The 20,739-nt window shown below is 46.4% G+C and carries 18 protein-coding genes; 7 read left to right on the forward strand and 11 right to left on the reverse strand.

Annotation, left to right across the window (positions count from 1 at the left end):
• Nucleotides 1-56: 56 nt before the first annotated feature.
• The 3 genes from LBW88_RS23585 to LBW88_RS23595 form a co-directional block, all read right to left on the reverse strand.
• A complete protein-coding gene (locus LBW88_RS23585; protein WP_224934748.1) occupies nucleotides 57-896 on the reverse strand; it encodes an SDR family NAD(P)-dependent oxidoreductase in 840 nt (279 codons plus the stop codon).
• Entirely contained in the window at nucleotides 893-2,095 is a 1,203-nt protein-coding gene (locus LBW88_RS23590) for an MFS transporter (protein ID WP_224934746.1), read from the reverse strand. The genes LBW88_RS23585 and LBW88_RS23590 overlap by 4 nt, the downstream gene beginning before the upstream one ends.
• Before the next feature lie 211 nt (nucleotides 2,096-2,306).
• Nucleotides 2,307-3,440 (reverse strand): metallophosphoesterase, encoded by a 1,134-nt coding sequence (locus tag LBW88_RS23595; protein WP_224934744.1) that lies wholly within the window; start codon nucleotides 3,438-3,440, stop codon nucleotides 2,307-2,309.
• A 283-nt stretch (nucleotides 3,441-3,723) separates the two neighbouring features.
• Here LBW88_RS23595 and LBW88_RS23600 point away from each other — a divergent pair, with 283 nt between their 5' ends.
• Together LBW88_RS23600 and attM are read left to right on the forward strand one after the other, a co-directional pair.
• A complete protein-coding gene (locus LBW88_RS23600) occupies nucleotides 3,724-4,953 on the forward strand; it encodes an MFS transporter (protein WP_224934742.1) in 1,230 nt (409 codons plus the stop codon).
• A gap of 316 nt (nucleotides 4,954-5,269) precedes the next feature.
• On the forward strand, nucleotides 5,270-6,061 hold the full coding sequence (gene attM, locus LBW88_RS23605) for an AttM family quorum-quenching N-acyl homoserine lactonase (protein ID WP_224934927.1): 792 nt from the start codon (nucleotides 5,270-5,272) through the stop codon (nucleotides 6,059-6,061).
• 40 nt (nucleotides 6,062-6,101) lie between these two features.
• Here the strand turns inward: attM and LBW88_RS23610 are convergent, their stop codons facing one another.
• A complete protein-coding gene (locus tag LBW88_RS23610; protein ID WP_224934740.1) occupies nucleotides 6,102-6,959 on the reverse strand; it encodes a phosphogluconate dehydrogenase C-terminal domain-containing protein in 858 nt (285 codons plus the stop codon).
• Between the two features lie 39 nt (nucleotides 6,960-6,998).
• The gene (locus tag LBW88_RS23615) at nucleotides 6,999-8,744 is read right to left on the reverse strand and encodes a dihydroxyacetone kinase family protein (protein WP_224934738.1); all 1,746 of its coding nucleotides are present in this window, start codon (nucleotides 8,742-8,744) and stop codon (nucleotides 6,999-7,001) included.
• 390 nt (nucleotides 8,745-9,134) lie between these two features.
• On the opposite strand from LBW88_RS23615, the gene LBW88_RS23620 reads away from it, so the two are divergent.
• Nucleotides 9,135-9,863 (forward strand): haloacid dehalogenase type II, encoded by a 729-nt coding sequence (locus tag LBW88_RS23620; RefSeq protein WP_224934736.1) that lies wholly within the window; start codon nucleotides 9,135-9,137, stop codon nucleotides 9,861-9,863.
• A gap of 218 nt (nucleotides 9,864-10,081) precedes the next feature.
• Here the strand turns inward: LBW88_RS23620 and LBW88_RS23625 are convergent, their stop codons facing one another.
• Together LBW88_RS23625 and LBW88_RS23630 are read right to left on the reverse strand one after the other, a co-directional pair.
• Nucleotides 10,082-11,455 (reverse strand): MFS transporter, encoded by a 1,374-nt coding sequence (locus LBW88_RS23625; RefSeq protein ID WP_224934734.1) that lies wholly within the window; start codon nucleotides 11,453-11,455, stop codon nucleotides 10,082-10,084.
• A gap of 487 nt (nucleotides 11,456-11,942) precedes the next feature.
• Nucleotides 11,943-12,944 carry an aldo/keto reductase gene (locus LBW88_RS23630; RefSeq protein WP_224934732.1) on the reverse strand — a complete coding sequence of 334 codons (1,002 nt, stop codon included), beginning with the start codon at nucleotides 12,942-12,944 and terminating at the stop codon, nucleotides 11,943-11,945.
• A 448-nt stretch (nucleotides 12,945-13,392) separates the two neighbouring features.
• Here LBW88_RS23630 and rpiB point away from each other — a divergent pair, with 448 nt between their 5' ends.
• Genes rpiB through tkt form a run of 3 tightly spaced genes read left to right on the forward strand, consistent with a single transcriptional unit; the run spans nucleotide 13,393 to nucleotide 16,845 of the window.
• Complete coding sequence (gene rpiB, locus LBW88_RS23635) at nucleotides 13,393-13,839, forward strand: ribose 5-phosphate isomerase B (protein ID WP_224934730.1); 447 nt, start codon at nucleotides 13,393-13,395, stop codon at nucleotides 13,837-13,839.
• A 41-nt stretch (nucleotides 13,840-13,880) separates the two neighbouring features.
• The gene (gene tal, locus LBW88_RS23640) at nucleotides 13,881-14,855 is read left to right on the forward strand and encodes a transaldolase (protein WP_224934729.1); all 975 of its coding nucleotides are present in this window, start codon (nucleotides 13,881-13,883) and stop codon (nucleotides 14,853-14,855) included.
• Entirely contained in the window at nucleotides 14,848-16,845 is a 1,998-nt protein-coding gene (gene tkt / locus LBW88_RS23645) for a transketolase (protein WP_224934727.1), read from the forward strand. The genes tal and tkt overlap by 8 nt, the downstream gene beginning before the upstream one ends.
• Here tkt and LBW88_RS23650 read toward each other — a convergent pair.
• Nucleotides 16,842-17,072, reverse strand: coding sequence for a hypothetical protein (locus LBW88_RS23650; RefSeq protein WP_224934726.1), 231 nt, complete (start codon nucleotides 17,070-17,072; stop codon nucleotides 16,842-16,844). The genes tkt and LBW88_RS23650 overlap by 4 nt on opposite strands.
• Nucleotides 17,073-17,104: 32 nt before the next feature.
• Here LBW88_RS23650 and LBW88_RS23655 point away from each other — a divergent pair, with 32 nt between their 5' ends.
• Nucleotides 17,105-18,070, forward strand: coding sequence for a sugar-binding transcriptional regulator (locus LBW88_RS23655; RefSeq protein ID WP_224934724.1), 966 nt, complete (start codon nucleotides 17,105-17,107; stop codon nucleotides 18,068-18,070).
• 22 nt (nucleotides 18,071-18,092) lie between these two features.
• Here the strand turns inward: LBW88_RS23655 and LBW88_RS23660 are convergent, their stop codons facing one another.
• The 3 genes from LBW88_RS23660 to LBW88_RS23670 all read right to left on the reverse strand — a co-directional run.
• Nucleotides 18,093-19,841 (reverse strand): dihydroxyacetone kinase family protein, encoded by a 1,749-nt coding sequence (locus LBW88_RS23660; RefSeq protein ID WP_224934722.1) that lies wholly within the window; start codon nucleotides 19,839-19,841, stop codon nucleotides 18,093-18,095.
• Between the two features lie 5 nt (nucleotides 19,842-19,846).
• Nucleotides 19,847-20,614, reverse strand: a complete 768-nt coding sequence (locus LBW88_RS23665; protein WP_225031560.1) for an alpha/beta fold hydrolase — start codon at nucleotides 20,612-20,614, stop codon at nucleotides 19,847-19,849.
• 29 nt (nucleotides 20,615-20,643) lie between these two features.
• Nucleotides 20,644-20,739: IS3 family transposase (locus tag LBW88_RS23670; RefSeq protein ID WP_224933018.1), on the reverse strand; the 96-nt coding region annotated here is incomplete at its 5' end.

Genomic DNA, 20,739 nt, shown 5'->3' on the forward strand with positions numbered 1-20,739 from the left:
TATGAATTACGCCAAACAGACTTTACAAAATTTCAGGTAGTTAAACCGATGTTCAGTCAATTTTTTACCCAGCGCTTGTATTCATCCTGCCAGTCTGGATGCCAACGGGATAAAGCAGGCCTGTTTTCAGTCATATCTTGCATGGACCATGAAATGCGCTTTTTATCAAGCTCAGAAGTAACGGCGTTATCAGGACAAATGATATAGAAATCACCTGCCCTAAAATGCTCAATGAAATAATCTACCACCTGACTTGTAGTCCACGCCTCGGGAGGCTTACTACTGGTAAATTCATCCATTCCAGGAAAGTTCATATCTGTCCAGGTGTATCCTGGGACCAGAAGATGTGCTGTAATTCGTCCTGAAGTCGATTTGAGAAGCTCATGAGAAAGTTGTTCTGTAAGGACTTTCATCGCAGCCTTTCCTGCACTGTAGGCCGCATTACCCGGTGGTGTTGTGATCCCCTCTTTCGAACCAAGATTGACTACGGCAGCAGGAACTTCAGAAGCTATCATAAGAGGTACGAAAAGGTGCTGAACTGTGACAGCTGACAGCAGATTAGCTTCTAAATTCTTCCTCCATTTAACTGGAGAATCCCACGGCCCACCTCCTTCCTTAATTCCAGCATTATTAATAACCATCGCGACTTCGCCAAATTTTTCAATAGTCACATCACGAAGGCGCGTCAAATCATCGACACTGGTTACATCACCTATAACAACGCAATGTTCAGTATCTAATGATGAAGCCAGTGAATTTAAAGCTACGCTGTCACGGTCAAACAACGCGAGACGCATCCCTTCAAGACTGAGACGACGAGCCAGTGCAGCGCCAATCCCTTTTGCCGCACCTGTGATAACGGCCACGCGACCTGAAGCAATGATTGAATCTGTCATTTTTGACTCCTTCTGTTATTTAGAACGGATAACCACATAAGCAAGATCGCAATCGCAGAAAAGATAACTCCAACCCAACCTGTAGAAATCCATGATCCTCCAGAGGAAATCACCAATCCTCCAAAGGCTGCACCAATAGCATTAGAAATGTTAAATGCACTATGTGTCAGTGAAGATGCGAGTGTTTGAGCTTCACCTGCGATGTTCATCATGTGTGACTGCAAAGCGGGAACAAGGGCAAAGCCATTTCCAAGCAGAAAAATTATAATAAGCGCGGGGAGTTTGAGCTCAGCAAAAAGAGAAAAAAGGGCCAACATTATGAGGTTCCAGCAGAGCATTGCAAATATAGAAGGAATCAATGCCTTATCTGCAAGACGACCTCCGATGACATTTCCTGTCACCATCCCAACTCCCCACAAAACCAATATCCACGGGATATAGCTAAGCGGAAATCCGGTTATTTCCGTAAGTGCTGGTGTTATAAAGCTGTATACCGCGAACATCCCTGCAAAGCCAACCGATGCGACACCAAATGTTATAAGGATCTGAGGACTACGCAACGCACCAAGTTCTTTCAATGGTGTAGAGTTCTCATTGGCGGCTATCGAAGGAACAAAGAAAATCACCATGATTGCTGTAAGTACAATACCTGCTGCTACGATAAAAAAGGAACTTCGCCAGCCCATAGTCTGACCCACCCATGTAACTAAGGGTACACCTGCCACATTAGCGATCGCGAGTCCAAGCATGACATAACCGATATAGCGAGCTTTAAGACTGGGGGATACCATTGATGCTGCAACAAGAGCAGCGACACCATACCAGGCGCCATGTGGGAGACCGGAGACAAAACGTGCAACCATCAGTGAAGAATAATTCCACGCTGTAGCGCTCAGTCCATATCCCAATAGAGCAATTGCCAGTAGCAGCAAAAGAAGATGTTTACGCGGCCATTTAGCGCATAAGATAGCTATTGCAGGAGCACCTATTACTACTCCGGCCGCATAAGCTGAGATATAACCTCCCGCAGAAGGAACAGACACACCAGTTCCTTTTGCCAGGTCTGGTAAGAGGCTCATAGGAGAAAATTCGCCAGTTCCTATACATAATCCGCCGGCCCCCAATGCAAGCATCGCTGGCAAAAGCGATTTAGGCTGACTGGCCTTCTCTTGCTCTATAGTGAATGTGTCATTGGACATAAAATAACTCCCAAGTGAAACGCATAGCCTCATAAGCACAAAAAGAACTGCCGGGTGGGGCCAGCAGCTCCCAGCCAAAGTTGGCTGTTGTGTCGAATTCAGCCCCTATTCAGGGGACGACAATGCAGTGGAATTGTTGAAAGGCAATACACTATAAACGAGATATTGATCAAGTTTGATTAGCTTTACGGCATGCTTCATTGAATTTTAATCAACGATAGGGGTTTGATGTCGGTGAACGTAACGTTATTAACGTTATTTCAGAGCTCTGGCCAATACGTAAAGGGAACCCGTTCCAAATCCCAGTTCCGTTGCTCACATAAAGTGACATTCCATTCACAGAATAGAGACCGGATACAAAACCATTGTTCGCAGGGCGTGCAAGAATATCGAGGCCAGTAATCATCCCACCGTGAGTATGACCAGACAGCTGTAGTCCTACATCTTTTGCTGCATTCTCATTGGCATTTCCAGGACGATGATCCAACAGTAATATGGGCATATTTTTGGGGATACCTTGTAAAGCTCCTGTGATAGAAGGACCGACCTGCCCATACTGAGTGGCGGCCTCATCATTCACTCCAGCGAGAACCAAAGAAGAACCGTCCTTGTGAAGAATGACATGTTTATTTAAAAGGAAATTTATCCCCATATGTTGATATTCCTTTATCAAATCAGGTGCATTAAAGTAATACTCATGATTTCCTGTTATTGCCCATATTCCATACTTAGCATGAAGACTTGCTAACGGAGAAACATCTTCACGGCGGGCTTCAACTGTGCCATCAGCCATGTCGCCTGTAAGTGTGATCAAATCAGCGTTAAGCTTGTTTGTGCGATCGACAACTGAAGTAATCCAATGACGAGACAACAGACGACTTGCGTGCAAATCTGTAAGCTGCACGACAGTAAAGCCATCAAATGCTGGAGGAAGGTTTTTAACTGTTATCTCAAGCCTTTTTACTTCTGGAACCTTAATCCCCCCCCAAATCCCCATGGCTGAAAAAATGCACCCAACTGTAAGCGCAACAACCTTCAACGGTTGAAGGTCTGTAAAATGACGACGCATAAAAACTTTTAGCAAAAACTGAACAAAATCAATTATCAGGAGAAATAATGCAAAGAAAATTGTGGCGCCAAAAAACCAGCCTATCAGGATCATTAATGGGTATGGAAGTTCAGGAGAAAACATACTGCCGTACACAAATCGGCTTATCAGATGAAATTCACAACCTGCTATCACGACTAATGATATAAAGATTTTTAATGACAAAGGTCTTTTGAGAGGAAAAACAAATCGGAAACAAACATATAATGCTGGTAATAATATCCATAAATGAAACACGATAAGGCCCCCATAGAACCGTCACTCTAAACAAAGAAGCAATATTAACATTGCAAATATAAAACCTTGTTTAGTATATTTTCACGAAGCAATGAATTTAACTCATTAATGTAAATATTATGAACTCTGCAACTTAAAATTCCTGTTAATTTATTCATTGATGTATGTAATTCAACTAATCAATGTAATTGTCACTTCAGATTATAATAAGAATTAACAATAAACAGTAAAGATTGGAAGTGTTTTTTGAATACCTTCCAACCTTCCAAAAGTTGGTTTCTTAATGGATTCGAAAATCACTGAAAGTCAGGTTAAACGAGCTCTTCTGGCGTCTATGACGTCGTTGTATTTTAATGGAGTGATTTTTTCAACATGGGGAGTAAAAATACCCATTGTAAAGGATAAGTTTTATTTATCAGATAATACTCTATCTCTATTGCTGGCAGCTGTAGCCATCGGGGGGATTGTCGCATTATCCGCAGCATCGAAAATAATCACAAGAACAGGAAGCCGAACCGGAGCAACGCTAAGCGGAATTGTGATGGCTATATGTGCATCATTTATACTAGTCGTGCCGCAATTCCCTCAACTACTGATATTGATGATCCTTTTTGGCGTCTTTGCTGCAGTCAATGACATCACAGTCAACACACAAGTTGCACTTCTGGAACGAAGTACTGGACGGTCGCTAATTGGGGCTTTACATGCAAGTTTCAGCGCAGGGGGGCTTACTGGGGCACTGCTTGCCAGCAATTGGACAATAACGGGTCTAGCTGAAGTAATAAATTTCTACTCAATCTCTGTAGCAGGGATAGTAGCTTTAGTGATATCCAGTAAATATATGATTTCACTAAAAGTCGAAAACCTATCAGACGAAAACAATAGATCATTAATTTTTGAAAAGAAAACAAGTGCGAAAACTATAGCTAAAAAAAGACTTATAGTTATAGGATCACTGGCATTTGCTGCCTTAGTTATTGAAGGTGCCTTTTATGATTGGTCGGCTATATATATGCGTGATGTCATCAAAGCCCCTGAAAACTGGGTAGGCTATGGCTACGCAGCATTTTCAATAGGTTTGGTTGTGGGACGCCTCAGTGGGGACTGGCTTCGGGAACGCTTTGCCCATCAATCTATAATAATTATGGGTTGGATGATAGCATCTACAGGAATAGCTATTGCGCTGTTTATCAGTACTCCAACACCAGCAGTTTTAGGTTTTCTCCTTACAGGGATCGGGATATCAAATATTCTACCTTTACTGTTCTCTACCTCAGCAAAGTTAGCAACTAATTCGGGCATGCTGGCTTCGGAAGGGCTCGCTGTTACGACACGTATCGCTTACGTTGGTCTTCTGGCTGGTCCTTTAATCATTGGTCCCGTAGCTAAAGTCATTGGGTTAAGGAACTCAATGCTTACGTTGGGCCTTGCTCTCGCTCTAGCCTGCGCGGGGTGGTTGTTCTTAAGCAGACGTACGAAAGGGCTTCCATGGGTAGTTAAAGGCAACGAATGATGCACATTGATATAACTTGGTAAAACTACGTCTAAGAATAAATAGACGTTTAAAGCTCAGCTGAGCTTTGCATTAGGCTTCTTCACCATATGCAATTCGGTTCATAAAAAAACCTCCGATAACAAGAGCATTATTGAGTGTTATTCAATACTCAATTGAATTTCCCTATCAAATTAATAATACATACGATATATAAAGATCGTGTTCACAGTTTCGGTAATTACAGCGCATCACCGATTTACTAAAACACAACATATATTACAATGATTATTAATCAATAAATAAAATTCATCGCCACATTAAAAAAGAGGTGTTAATTATGGAGAAGCGTCTTTATCTTTTTCAAGGTGGAACATTGCATTGTAAAGAGCACCATGTAAAAATGCATCAAGGCATCGACAATAATTACGCAATCCCAGTACCTTTTTATCTCTTAACACATCCATCTGGTCACACTCTAATTGATGGAGGTATACCACCAGAGGTAGCAGTTGATGCTGCATCATACTGGGGAGATGTAATTAATACATACCGACCTGAAGTGAGTGAAGATGATAGTTGCTTGGCTCAACTGATAAAATTGGGAATTGATCTGCAGGATATAAAATTTATCGTTCAGACTCACCTCCATCTGGACCATACGGGTGCTATCGGGCGCTTCCCAAATGCAACGCATATCGTTCAACGGAAAGAGTATGAGTACTCTCAAGCTCCAGATTGGTACTCGGCCGGTTCATATATTAAATCAGATATTGATAAAGCCGGTCAGACTTGGTTTTTTCTTGATGGGAACAGTAACGATTACTACGACATTTATGGCGATGGATCCTTGTTGACCGTTTACACACCTGGTCATTCGCCGGGGCATCAGTCAATTTTGGTAAGTCTTCCCTCAGGTCAAAAGGTGATCATTGCAGCTGACGCTGTATATACATTAGATCATTGGAATGAAAAATCTCTGCCAGGTTTCCTCGATTCGGCTACAGATTCCGTCAGGTCAGTAAAGAAATTAAGAATACTTTGCGAAGAAACTAATGCATTGCTAATAACTGGCCATGATCCAGATACCTGGCCGACCTTACGACACTCTCCAGAATATTATTCATGACAAGAAAGGCATTTCATATGAAATGCCTTTTTAATTAAGTTTAACGTTTTACTGCATCAATCTTGAGCATTCTCGCTATAACCTTATCCAACTCATCCTGTTCAAAAATGACTTTCCAGTCAGGCTGAATTATTTTCTCACGACCATATTCCATAGCGATCATACAGGCATCGGAGAAAGGATTAGTTGAACGAAACGCAACAGCCAACGCTATTTGTATGTGTCCATAGAGCATTGCACGGGCGGCTTCAAGAGGAACTCCACTGTGTTTAACCGTTTCATCAAGCGCTTCCTTCATGAAAGCACCGGCCATACAGGCCACGGTTTCAACAAGAGTTGGTTCAAGATACGCAAGCTGAATGACGGTAACCCAATGCACTTCATTGACCGGACCATACATGACCTTGATAACTTCGCTCAGTGACTCTTTTTGCTCAGCAGAGCCCCCTTCAAAAGATGCAGCGATGTGCTGAAGTGCAGCAACTCCACCGAATGCATCCTGGTGCTCTTCCTTCGTGTAACGCTCAAGGAATACAGATGGATGGCATGGATGGGCAACAGCATATTGAATGTCATTACGCTGCGAGATCAAACCTGCATAAGCAGCCGCAGGATCCAGCGTCAGCAGCACAGCACCCTCTTTCATCTGAGGCACAACGCTTTCGGATACTTTCCCGAGAACGATATCAGGTACTGCAAGGATAACCACGTCGCTTTTAACAACTACACTCGCTGCATCTGATAATTCGCGCCCCTGTTCGGATACGAGTTGTTGTGCAACAGGAGAGTTTTCGCAGTAGAAAACGTGGTAAGCACTTTTCTGCAGATTGGCAGAAATTCGCATACCCATTTTTCCACCGGCACCAATAATAGTAACGGTTTGATATTTTCTGGCCATAACAATCCCCTTCAATTCAATCTTCTAAAAGCTTCAGATTCAGGCTTCCTGAACCTGTGGAGCTTGCGACTCAATCATCTGGCCAATTCGGTTTACGATCAGAGAGAGCGAAACGGCACCAGCATCAGGCGTACCTAAACTTTTTTCAGCAAGTGGTCGCGCACGCCCCATTTTTGGTAAAAGATTTGCAGTGGCACCCGCTGCGTCACTGGCAACTATTGAAGAAATTCTCCAGGCATCATTTAACGGCTTCTGCTGCTGAACCTGCTCGCACAAGGCTTCACTGAACGGAACGAGAACATCAACAAGGGTTTTATCTCCTACCTTGGCCTTACCAAAATGCATGATTCCTTCTTTCGCTTTTTTGATACCCTCAGCTACTCGATGCGCATCAGGTACCAGAGAATCGCCGATAGTCGAAGCGATTGAATTTAATGCAACGCCCCAAATAGCCCCCGAGGTTCCCCCCGCTTTATCGGCCCACTCATCAGCAGCTCGTCCCAGCAACGTTCCTGCGCCAGCGCCTTTGTCTAACATCTCACGCGCCTTCTCTACTGCAGCCCTTGAACCACGCTCCATCCCGATCCCATGGTCACCATCACCAGCAACCGCATCAATATGCCCCAGGTACTCACAGTTTGTTTTGATTGTCGAATGGATAGCTTCAAGAATATTAAAAATGCACGCGGCACTTTTACGGGATGCCGGTGATGCATCAGGAATGATTTCCTGCGGCTCAATTTGAACCTCATCAGGGCTCAGAACAGGTGCAGGTTCAACGCTTCCTTTCCTGAACGCAGGAGCATTAGCTGGCTGTTTCCAGAATTTTTCCAGATCATCGTCCAGCCACATGATGGTCAGAGATGCACCAGCCATGTTGAAGCTGGTGACAAACTCGCCCACTTCGGGCTCGATAACAGTAACGCCCCTTTCAGTCAGAAGTTTTGCGACCTTACGGTAAACAACAAACAGTTCTTCATATTTTACAGAGCCCAGACCGTTTAAAATCACGGTCGCCTTTGCCCCCTGATTAACGCTGACTCCCACCGGTATTTCTGACATCAGACGGTCGATGAACAACTCGGCAAGATCATCCGCCAGTGGAATATCTGATTCGCTGATTCCGGGTTCACCGTGAATACCAAGCCCAATAGCCATGCGATTTTCAGGAACGGAGAATAACGGTTCAGTCGCACCAGGCAGGGTGCATCCTGCAAATGCGACACCTAACGTTCGGGTACATGAATTAGCTTTCTTAGCAAAAGCGACAACTTCATCAAGTGAATAACCCGCGTCAGCAGCTGCACAGGCAACTTTAAAGACCGTCAAATCTCCTGCAACACCACGGCGTTTTTCAATCTCATCTACTGAAGCGCTTGAAATATCATCAGTTACGAGAACAATCTCGCAGGGAATTCCTTCAGCGCGAAGTTTCTCGCGAGCCTGGCCAAAATGCAGTACATCACCAGCGTAGTTGCCAAATGCAAGCACCACGCCCCCACCTTTGTTTGCCGCTTTTGAAACGTTATAAATTTGCTGGGCCGAAGGTGAAGCGAAGAGGTTACCCATCGCAGCGCCGTGAGCCATTCCCTGCCCTACGAGACCCGCAAAGGCTGGATAGTGGCCAGACCCTCCTCCGATAATAACGACAACGGTTCCATCTGCTGTCTTGGTATTGCGTACCACGCCACCTGAAACCTGGCGGAGCTTCTCCGAATTGGCGGCAACAATGCCTTCCGTCAGCTCTTTTGCGAAGTCTGATGGGTCATTAAATAGGTAGGTCATTTGACGCTCCAATGATTAATGTTTTACTCATATGAACACTAACCAAACATTTGTTGCGTTAAAATCACCTCAACTCAGAAATGTGACGTTCATCAATCTATATATTTTCCCCAATAAATATCATCTGTTACGGTGATTCAGCTTTATTGTTGTTACTGTAAATGCAACAAAACGTTATAAATAGGATGTAACATAAGAACAACACATGTTCATTAGATTTATCTCAACGTGGCGTTAAATTCTATTCAAGAATAAAAGCTGATTTTTTAGTTCCTATCCACATTTAGGGTTGAACTCTGTATTCCACACATGAATTAAAAAATTTTTCCTGTTCGATTTTCAGCCCGTTTTTGATTCGGTAAATCACAAGGTTTCGATTGGAGGTTTGAAGTGACTGTTAATGCAAAAGATATAGAATTTCTTGGCTTTGACGTGTTTGGCACCGTTGTTGACTGGCGTACTGGTGTAGCCAGGGCATCTGAACCCTTTTTACGTAAATATCATCTGGATGTAGATCCTTTCCTGTTTGCCGATGAATGGCGCTCACTCTACCAGCCAGCTATGGAAGAAGTACGTACTGGTCGTCGCGGATGGGTTAAGCTCGGCGTACTGAACAGGGAAAATCTGGAGGCTGTTCTTGCCAAACATAATGCTGAACTATCGGCGATCCCTCCCGCTGAACTCGATACACTGAACGCAGCCTGGGAGAAACTCGATCCATGGCCAGATACAGTTGAAGGCTTGAACAGATTGAAAAAGCGCTTTTTCCTGGGCACGCTCTCCAACAGCCATATTGCAGGGATGGTGACGTTGGCTCGTTTTGCTCATCTTCCCTGGGATGCAATTTTAGGTGCAGAACTGGCCAGGAATTATAAGCCGAGACCTGAAACTTATCTGGTTTCTGCAGATGCAGCTGGCGTCAAGCCTTCACAGTTTGCTCTGGTCGCTGCCCATAATGATGACCTTTTAGCAGCAAAAGAAGCGGGCCTGAAAACGATTTTTGTTTTCAGACGAACTGAACATGGCCCATCTCAGTCGATTGATCTTTCTGCTGAACACGACTGGGACTACGTTGCGGAAGATATGATTGATCTGGCCAACATTCTGAACTGCCCGTAATCCTGTAGCGCCGGTGCTTCCGGCGCTTGCTTAATTACCGTCATTACTTCCCCCCCCCCCTGATTCATCATTCCCACGGTTAACATCGTTCCGGACCTCAGAGCCTGCTTAATCGGCTGACGTAAAGTACGTGATATCAGACTGCAACATCATTGTTCAAATAAAAAACGCACCGTTTCAAAGGTGCGCTTTTGTTTTTAAATATTTTAAGTCAGATACTAACCTTCAGTTTCAGGCGAGACTATTTTTTCAGCGAAAGAACTGCTTATCTTCTGCCGATCGAGTATTACAAGTGTAATGGCAGACATCATCATCGCCCCTCCGACAACAAACATCGCGACCTCATAACCACCAGTTGTATCTTTAAGGAACCCGGTGACAAACGAAGCCACGAATCCTGCAAAGTTTCCAATTGAACCAATCAGGGCGATACCCGCAGCCGCTGTTACGCCAGACAGGAAGCGCGCCGGAATTGACCAGAACACAGGAAATGCCGCAAAAATACAGCTGGCGGTGACAGTAATTACGGCGATGGTGGCTGTTGGAGAACCCGCATAAAGTGCAAGCGGAACTGAAATGGCTCCAATTGCCGCCGGCAAAGCAACATGCCAGATAGCAATCCCTTTTTTGTGCACATAGTGAGACCACAACAGAAGTGCCGCTGCGGCTGGAAGGTATGGAACCGCTGTAAGCAGACCGCGATCCAACACGGTAAGCGGAGCACCTATAACTTTTTCGAAGCCTGAGATGATGGTAGGCAGGAAGAATGCCAGGGCATAGAACCCATACACCAGACCAAAATAGACCAGTCCCAGCGCCCATACACGACCATTGGTAAAGGCATCACGGACACGAGGATGTACACCTTTATTACCTTTTGCAGCATCTTCACGTTCAAGCTCGCGAGTTAACCACTCAGCTTCTTCCTTTGTTAACCATTTCGCATCAGCTGGCTTATCTGTGAGATAGAAGAAGGCAGCGATACCAACGAGGATCGCAGGAATGGAAACGCCAAGGAACATGACGCGCCAACCTTCAAGGCCGAACAGCCCATGAGCATTAATCAGCATGCTCGCAATCGGCGCACCAAAAACAGTTGTTAGGGGCTGTGCTACGTAAAATGTGGCCAGAATTTTTGCTCGATGGCGTGAGGGTACCCACACGCTCAGGAAGAAAATAGCTCCCGGAAAAAAACCGGCTTCTGCTACGCCTAGCAGGAAACGTAGCGCTACAAGCTGTTCGTAATTCTGAACCCAGGTGAACAGCATAGATACGATCCCCCAGGAAACCATAATCCTGGAGAGCCAGCGTCTGGCTCCAAATTTGTTAAGCAGTACGTTATTGGGCACTTCAAGCAAGATATACGCGATAAAGAAGATCCCTGAAGCCATTCCAAACTGGGCAGCAGTTAGAGATAAATCAGAGTTAAGGCCATTTGGTCCAGCAAAACCTATTGCCACGCGATCCATGTAGTTGATGAAAAACATCAGAGCCACAAACGGCACGAGCCTGATCATGATTTTCTTAATCGCTGATTTTTCAATTTGTGCGCTGTCTACAGTGCCAACTGAGCTTGATTTTATATTAGACATGGTACCCCCAATTACTTGGATGCTTACTCATTTAATAAGGCTCAACATGAGTGAGTCACACTTGATTTTCTGATTTACGGGCTCTAACGCAGAGGTTTCCCTGAATTAAGGCAACGCGATAAAAGGGCCGAATTTCTGCTCTTATAGCTCAGAGGCTGACTTTAAGACTCTTAACCGGAACCCTTACATATGATTAGGTATTGCGCATATGTTATAGGTCAGTTAACGCCTTATTAATAGTGATCCGGCTCACGCATCAATCAGCCTGTAGATAACTCAATGTTTTTCGCTATTTTTTGTGACAAGAATCTTCTTTTGTAAGTGTTATCGTTTAGCTTCGCTCACAAACAAAAGAACACAATCAATTCACATGAACAGGACGAACGGCTATCATTCCACCTGAAGAAGAAGAAATGGTGTTTGGAAAGATGGGGGGTACAGGAAAGAGCCACCAGCCGTATATTGACTGGCAGCTGACTAAACGTGACTAACTGTGCCCCATTACAGAATGGGGTACATAGTGTTCTTCGAGAATGCGAATTTCTTCGTCTGAAAGTTCAATATCTAATGCAGCAATAGCATCATTGAGTTGATCTGGGCGGGAGACACCGACGATTGGCGATGATACCTCAGGCTTTCTTAATACCCATGCAAGTGCTATCTGAGCCATTGGCACACCCCGCTCATCAGCGACCTGACTGACTGACCGGATAACCCTGTTATCAGCTTCAATAGTATTGCTAAAGAGTTTTTTATTGATCTCATCTGTATTTGAACGCTGGGTTTCGGTACCCACCGGCCGTGCAAGTTTTCCTCTTGCCAGAGGACTCCAGGTCATTAATCCTACCCCCTGATCTTTACACAGTGGGATCATCTCGCGTTCTTCTTCGCGGTACAGCAGGTTCACGTAGTTTTGCATTGAAACAAACGTGGTCCATCCGTTCTTACGCGCAATTTCCTGTGCTTTGGCGAACTGCCAAGCGTACATTGATGATGCACCGATATACCTCACCTTGCCGGATTTAACCAGGTCATGCATCACTTCCATAGTTTCTTCAATCGGTGTGTCATAATCCCAACGGTGTAACTGATACAAATCGATGTAATCCGTCCCCAGCCTCTTCAGACTTTCATCAACAGCGCTCAGTACTGCTTTACGTGACAATCCGGCAATATTTTTTCCTGCGCTGGCGGGTGAGATCCCCCCTTCTGGAGGAAAGAATGCTTTTGTGGCAATTACAACTTCCTGCCTGCGGGTAAATTCTTTAACGAGCTTACCAACGATCACTTCTGATGTACCTGCAGAATAACTATTGGATGTATCAAAGAAAGTCATACCATTCTCTACAGCTTGACGAAATATCGGTCGCGCTTCCTCCTCTCCAATAGTCCATGGATGAGCACCGGATTTAGGATCACCGAATGTCATACATCCAAGACACAGGCGCGAGACATCTAATCCAGTCCTGCCCAATTTATTATATTTCATACTTTCTCCGGTTAACGACTTATTTTAGATTGATGATTAATCACGAATCTTCAAATGATTTTCAATATTGACATTGAGCGGAAAATTTATTTATTGAATATAATTCAATGTTAAATTGAATTATTCACAACGTTCCCCATTCACTTCCTCACCCTGCTAACCCTTCAAAACAATAATCCTCATCATCTCCAAGAGTTACGTTAATCATACTTTTGATTTTAGGTTGGAAGAGCCACCAAATGAACATGCACTTAACACTTGAATCATTAAACCCAATTTAAAAAGCGACTCACAAGACCGATTTAGATGAATTTAGTATGTTTTGTGACCTTAATCATATTGCTATCTCTTAAATAGCTTACTCAGCAATAATTGTAGCCTTGTTCATATGAACACTGTATGCTCACATGATACAACCTATCACTCACTACTTAACAGGCTGAATTTTATGAAAATAGCAATAGGTGCTGATGATGCTGCGACAGAGATGAAAAATGCCGTCAAGGCTTTTCTGGTAGAAAAAGGTATTGAAGTAGCTGATTTCAGCCATGACTTACCAGGTAATGCCCAAATTTATCCTGACATAGCTCATAATCTCGCAACGGCAGTTGCTGCAGGCGACTTTGATCGCGGAATACTGGTGTGCGGCACCGGTATTGGAATGGCTATTGTGGCAAATAAGGTTAGAGGTATCAGAGCTGCTCAAGTACATGACAATTATTCTGCCGAACGATCCCGTAAAAGCAATGACGCACAAATTATGACGATGGGTGCACGGGTTATTGGTATTGAGCTTGCGAAATCTCTAGTGCAAATCTGGCTTGATTCAGAATTTGAAGCCGGACGTTCTGCCTCAAAGGTTGAACGTATTAATTTCTATGATGATGAAAAATAATTATTCCATCCTATCTTTTAACTCTCATCTCGAAGGTGAAAATGAGCCAGTTAGATGAATTAAAAAAAATGACGGTTGTTGTGGCAGACAGTGGCGATTTTGAAGCTGTTTCTCAATTTAAACCCGAAGATGCTACCACCAACCCATCTCTTATCCTTAAGGCTGCTGAGATTTCTCACTATCAGAATCTGATTGATGATGCGATAAAATATGCTGTTTCCCAAGGTGGCTCTGACCAGACACGGTTGATTAACGCATCAGATAAACTGGCAGTGAATTTTGGTTTAGAGTTATTAAAAGTGGTTCCAGGCAGAGTTTCAACCGAGGTAGACGCCCGCTTCTCATTTGACCGCGGAATGAGCCTTTCTAAAGCCAGAAAACTCATAAGAATGTACGAAGAACAAGGTATTGACCGCTCACGCATTCTTATTAAGCTCGCCGCAACTTGGCAGGGCATCAGAGCTGCCGAAGAACTCGAACGTGAAGGCATCAACTGCAATCTGACCCTCATATTCTCATTTGCACAGGCCAGAGCATGTGCGGAAGCAGGTGTATATCTCATTTCTCCATTCGTTGGCAGGATCACTGACTGGTACCAGGCGCGTTCGACGTCAAATTCTTATGACGTTGCCAGTGATAAAGGCGTTAAGTCCGTAACTCAAATCTACAATTACTTCAAAGAACGACGTTACCCTACCATTATTATGGGGGCGAGTTTCCGCCGCACAGACCAGATCGTAGCTATTGCCGGCTGCGACAGATTGACGATTTCCCCTGGACTGCTTGAAGTGTTGAAAGCGTCCAACGCACCTTTAAATCGCATGCTAACCCCTGAAGTTCCTTACCGAGATCGACCATCAGCGATGACTGAGGCTGAATTTTACTGGGAACACCATTCAGACGCCATGGCAGTTGAGAAACTGGCAGAGGGTATCAGACAATTTGGTGTTGATCAGATCAAGCTTGAATTAATGATTAAGGAACGATTTAACGAGGTAGAAGCACAAAATGTCTGATCGCAAAACACTCGCTAATGCCATTCGCGCGTTAAGTATGGATGCAGTGCAGAAAGCTAACTCGGGACATCCGGGTGCCCCAATGGGCATGGCGGATATCGCTGAAGTGCTTTGGCGTGACTTCCTGAACCACAATCCGACTAACCCGCTGTGGGCAGATCGCGACCGCTTCGTGCTGTCAAACGGTCACGGCTCCATGCTGATTTACAGCCTGCTGCACCTCACCGGTTACGATCTGCCGATGAGCGAGCTGCAGAACTTCCGTCAGCTGCACTCTAAAACTCCAGGCCACCCGGAATACGGCTATACCGCAGGCGTTGAAACCACCACCGGTCCACTGGGCCAGGGTATCGCTAACGCGGTGGGCTTCGCCATTGCTGAACGCACGCTGGCGGCGCAGTTCAACCGTCCTGGCCATGACATCGTAGACCACAACACCTACGTGTTCATGGGCGACGGCTGCATGATGGAAGGTATCTCACACGAAGTGTGCTCCATCGCCGGCACCCTGAAGCTGGGTAAACTGGTTGCCTTCTATGATGACAACGGCATCTCTATCGACGGTCACGTGGATGGCTGGTTCACCGACGACACCGCTGCACGTTTTGAAGCCTACGGCTGGCACGTGGTGCGTGGCGTGGACGGTCACGACGCAGACGCCATCAAGAAAGCCGTTGAAGAAGCCAAAGCGGTTTCTGACAAGCCTTCACTGCTGATGTGCAAAACCATCATCGGTTTCGGTTCACCGAACAAAGCCGGTACTCACGATTCGCACGGCGCACCGCTGGGCGACGACGAAATCGCATTGACCCGTAAGCAACTGGGCTGGAACCACGCACCGTTTGAAGTCCCTTCAGACATCTACGCACAGTGGGATGCCAAAGAAGCCGGTCAGGCAAAAGAAGCCGCATGGGATAAGAAGTTTGCAGCGTATGCGGCAGCACACCCTGAGCTGGCGGCTGAGTTCACACGTCGCATGAATCACGAGCTGCCAGCGAACTGGGAAACCGAGTCTCAGAAGTTCATCGAACAACTGCAGGCTAACCCAGCTAAAATCGCCAGCCGTAAAGCGTCTCAGAACGCCATCGAAGCCTTCGGTAAGATCCTGCCGGAATACATGGGCGGCTCTGCTGACCTGGCACCGAGCAACCTGACCATGTGGTCGGGCGCAAAGCCAATAAACGAAGACGCAGCAGGCAACTACATTCATTACGGCGTGCGCGAGTTTGGTATGACCGCAATCGCTAACGGTATTGCTCTACACGGTGGTTTCCTGCCGTACACTGCGACTTTCCTGATGTTTATGGAATATGCCCGTAATGCCGTACGTATGGCTGCATTGATGCAAGTGCGTCAGGTAATGATTTATACCCATGACTCAATTGGTCTGGGTGAAGATGGCCCAACTCACCAGCCGGTTGAGCAGATGGCCAGCCTGCGCGTGACGCCAAACATGAGCCTGTGGCGCCCCTGTGACCAGGTTGAGTCAGCTGTAGCCTGGAAATATGCGATTGAACGCCTTAACGGCCCAACCGCACTGATCTTTTCACGCCAAAACCTCGCCCAACAGGATCGTACCACTGAGCAACTGGCTAACGTGGCGCGCGGCGGTTATGTGTTGAAAGACAGCGAAGGAACGCCTGAGCTAATCCTGATAGCTACAGGTTCAGAAGTCGAGCTTGCAGTTAATGCTTACAAACATCTGACTGCAGAAGGTATAAAAGTGCGCGTGGTTTCAATGCCATCAACGGATGCCTTTGACAAGCAAGATGCGACTTACCGTGAATCCGTGCTGCCAAAAACTGTGTCAAAACGCATTGCGATTGAGGCAGGTATTGCGGATTACTGGTTCAAATATACCGGTCTGAATGGCGCAATCATTGGTATGCGTTCATTCGGCGAGTCAGCTCCTGCTGACGTTCTGTTTGACGAATTTGGCATTACTACTGAAAACCTGATAAAAAAGGCTCAGTGTCTTCTGAACGGTTAAAATACTGAATAATGAGCCCAAACGGGCTCATTATTATTTTGAGCCGAGATTAACTGATCATTCTCCTTTATACAGTCAGATTTACCCACTAACTCCCGCCTTACTTGCAGCTCTACATTAAGGTCAGTCTGACATCTATGCTCTGTGTTCTTCATCGCCAATTTCGCAGCTAAATCGCGGCAGTTCTCCTTGAGATTTGCTACTTCTGATACAATGTTCTTTTGCATTCAGCCTCAGGCAGGTGGAGAGTAACGTCATTATGGAACAAGACATTCAGGCACAGGATTACGAGATACTGACTGAAATTGCTATCGCCTACTATCGTGACGAAGTGACACAGGAAGAGATTGCTAATAAGTTCGGCTTTTCGAGAATGAAGATTGGCCGTATGCTAAAAAAAGCGCGGGAAGAAGGCATTGTCGAGATCAATGTTAAATATCATCCTGTTTTCAGCACGCAGTTGGAAAAGCTTTTACTTGAACGTTTTCCCATCAGCCGGGCGTTAATTGCCATAGATCACAATGATGCCGATGAGCAACGTCGCCTTGTTGCAGCTATGGTCTCTAACTACCTGTCTGCAAACCTCAAGGACAATATGATCGTTGCGGTCGGACAAGGACGCAATGTCGCGGCAGTTGCCGAGACGGTTTCCAGCACCATTCAACCGCGTAATACCCGTTTTATCTGTGGAATTGGCGGAACTCATCGACCGGGTGATGTAATAAACGCCGACCATATCAGTCGTCTACTTGCCCGTAAGTTCGGCGGTACCAGTGAATCTCTTTATGCACCGGCTTACGTCGAAAATGCGGAACTGAAATCCTTGTTCCTGCAAAACGGTACGGTTAAGGAAACGCTTGATCGCGCGCGAAAGGCTGACATAGCTCTGGTAGGCATTGGCGACATGAACAGTGACAGTTATATGGTGCAGTTAGGCTGGTTTACGCCTCAGGAAATTAATGACGCCAGCATCCGTTTAGGCGTTACCGGTGATATAGCGGGGTTTGATTTCTTCAACGCTCAGGGGCATCACGTGAATACAGTCATGGATGATCGTGTCATCGGTTTAAGCGCTGAAGAACTCAAACAAATCCCATGTGTAATCGCTATCGCTTCCGAGGGGACCAAAGCAATGGCTATCGTCGGCGCACTTCGCACTGGTGCGATAGACATCATCGCAACCAGTGCTAAAAACGTCAGAACGCTGCTGAGTATCAGCCAATAATAAAAAGGCCTTTCGGCCTTTTTTAGTTAAAAGGATGAGACCTCAAAGGTTCGTCTGATGTTGCTGCTTCAACCAGAATGGCAAACGATACTGCACCGGCATCTGGCGTACCCAGGCTCTTCTCGGCATGTGGTCTGGCTCTACCCACTTTGGGAAGAAGACTGGCTGTTCCGAGTGCTGCTTCAGTGGCTGCGGAAGATGCCGCAAGCCAGATGTCGGAAAGCGTCCCCCCATGGTCTTTACTCTCACTAAACACCTTACTGAAGGGCACCAGCGCGTCGACCATGGTTTTGTCGCCTACCTGGGCTCCGAACTTAAGAATGGCGTCTGTTGAGTCTCGTACTGTGCTGATCATCGTATTAAGATCCGGCGCTGCTTCATCGCCAATTCTTGCTCCAGCTGAAGACAATGCCGCTCCCCACAGGGCACCTGAGGTTCCGCCAGCACGATCGCTCCAGGCATCCCCTGCAATTTGAAGCAAGCTGCCCGCACCGGCTCCTTTGTCGAGGGCCAGCTCTGCAGCACGTACCGCGGCCTGTATGCCGCGATTCATACCGATACCGTGATCGCCATCCCCAGCGACGGCATCAATTTTTCCCAGCAGCTCAGCATTCAGATTGATGGTTTCAGCCAGAATACGCAGTTTTGCAAGTATAAAGGCAGCCAGCTGCTGTGAAGGGAGAGAACCAGGGTTAAGCGCAGCTGACGATTCGTTGTTTCGCGCCATTTCATCTGCAGTTAATCTCTCAGATTCGATCCCTGATCCTTTTTTATACCCCGGCGCGCTGGCAGGAGCTGACCAGAGGGCTTCGAGCTCGTCATCGAGCCAGAAAACAGTAAGTGACACGCCAGCCATATCAAAACTGGTAACGAGTTCACCCACTTCAGGCTCAACAATAACGATACCCCGCTCCTTAAGCAGCATATTGACCTTGCGATAAACCACGAATAGCTCTTCATATTTCACTGAGCCAAGGCCGTTGAGCATCACAACAATTCGCGCGCCCTTTTCAGTGCTGATCCCGGCAGGCCACTCTTGTTTAGCGAGAACAGCTTCAACCATTAATGCGGCCAGTTCATCGGCGGTAGGGGTATCGATTTCATTAATACCCGGCTCCCCGTGTATGCCCATACCGACTTCCATACGTCCTTTCGGTACATCAAAAAGCGGTTCGTCTGCCCCAGGCAAATAGCACCCTGAAAATGCCACGCCGATAGATCGGGTATGCTCATTGGCCTTTTCCGCGAGCCTTGTAACTTCGTCCAGTGAGTCACCACGCGCAGCAGAAGCACCGGCTACTTTGAACACGGTAAAATCACCTGCGATGCCGCGTCGCTTGCTCTTTTCAGAAATTGAAGCGCTGTAAACATCATCGGTCACCTTCACAATTCGGCAGTCTATGCCCTCTTTTTGCAACTCTTCAGCAGCATGGCCAAAGTGCAGGGTATCGCCGGCGTAGTTTCCAAAGCTGAAAATCACGCCACCATCATGATGGGCGTTTTTGGCTACCGAATAAATTTGCTGTGCGCTGGGAGACGCAAAGAGGTTGCCCATGGCGGCTCCATGGGCAAGGCCTGGCCCGACAAAACCGCAGAATGTCGGGTAATGCCCAGATCCGCCACCAATAACCAGGGCGACCTCGCCTTCGGTGACCTTGGTCGAACGAACAACGCCTCCCCTGACCTGCATCACGCGATCGGCGTTGGCCGCAACGAATCCCTCAATCATTTCATCGACAAAATCATCAGGTACATTGTGAATTCGAGTCATGTCAATTATTCCATGTCAGAAGGGAGTGACAGCAGATCTCTTATCGATTCGCTTAGCAGTTGAGGTTTTTCTTCAGGAACCCAATGGCCACACTCTGGTACCACAATTTCAGTGACTTTATTCGCCATTCTGCGCAGGGATGTGGCAACTTCTCCACCACGTCCCCAGTAGCCGCCACCGCCCAGAGCGAGACAAGGGATCGTCAGCTTTTCAGTTCTGGCCTCATTATCACGGATGTCCTGCGTAACCTCACGGTAATAGGCAAACCCCGCACGCAATGCGCCTGGAGTGTTCAGGTTTCGCATGTATTCATCTCGGGCTTCACGCGTAATTGCAGCACGAGTGTGACCGTAGTTCTCAAAGAACCAGTCAAAATAGTATTCTTCTCGCCCGTTGATCAGTGCTTCAGGTAAATCAAGCGTCTGCAGGAATGAGTGGTGCCAGCGCTTCCCCCCCTGCCCGATATTTGGCTGACCGTCGCCTGGGATAGCAACGTCAATCACTCCCAGATGCGTTACACGAGAGGGGTTATCCGCAGCAACCGCAAAAGCAACAGTTCCGCCCCAGTCATGACCAACAACGGCAAATTTATCTACGCCCAGTTTGTCCAGCAGTTCGATTACGTCGCGGCCAAGCGTACGTTTGTCATAACCTGATGCCGGTCGCGTCGTATCCCCCAGTCCTCTCAGGTCAGGAGCGATGATCCGATAGTCTTTAGCAAGATACTCAATGACCTCCCGCCAGCAATACCAGCTTTGCGGATAACCATGCATGATCCTACCCACGTAATGTGGACACGGCCCTAAGCGAGATTCAGATTTTCAAATTGTTCCGGGCTGAGTCCCCCACAGGCACTGTGGCGGCGCCACCGATTGTAATCACACTCGATATAATTAAA

Source organism: Pantoea sp. alder81, from assembly GCF_020179835.1.
Classification (GTDB): domain Bacteria; phylum Pseudomonadota; class Gammaproteobacteria; order Enterobacterales; family Enterobacteriaceae; genus Pantoea.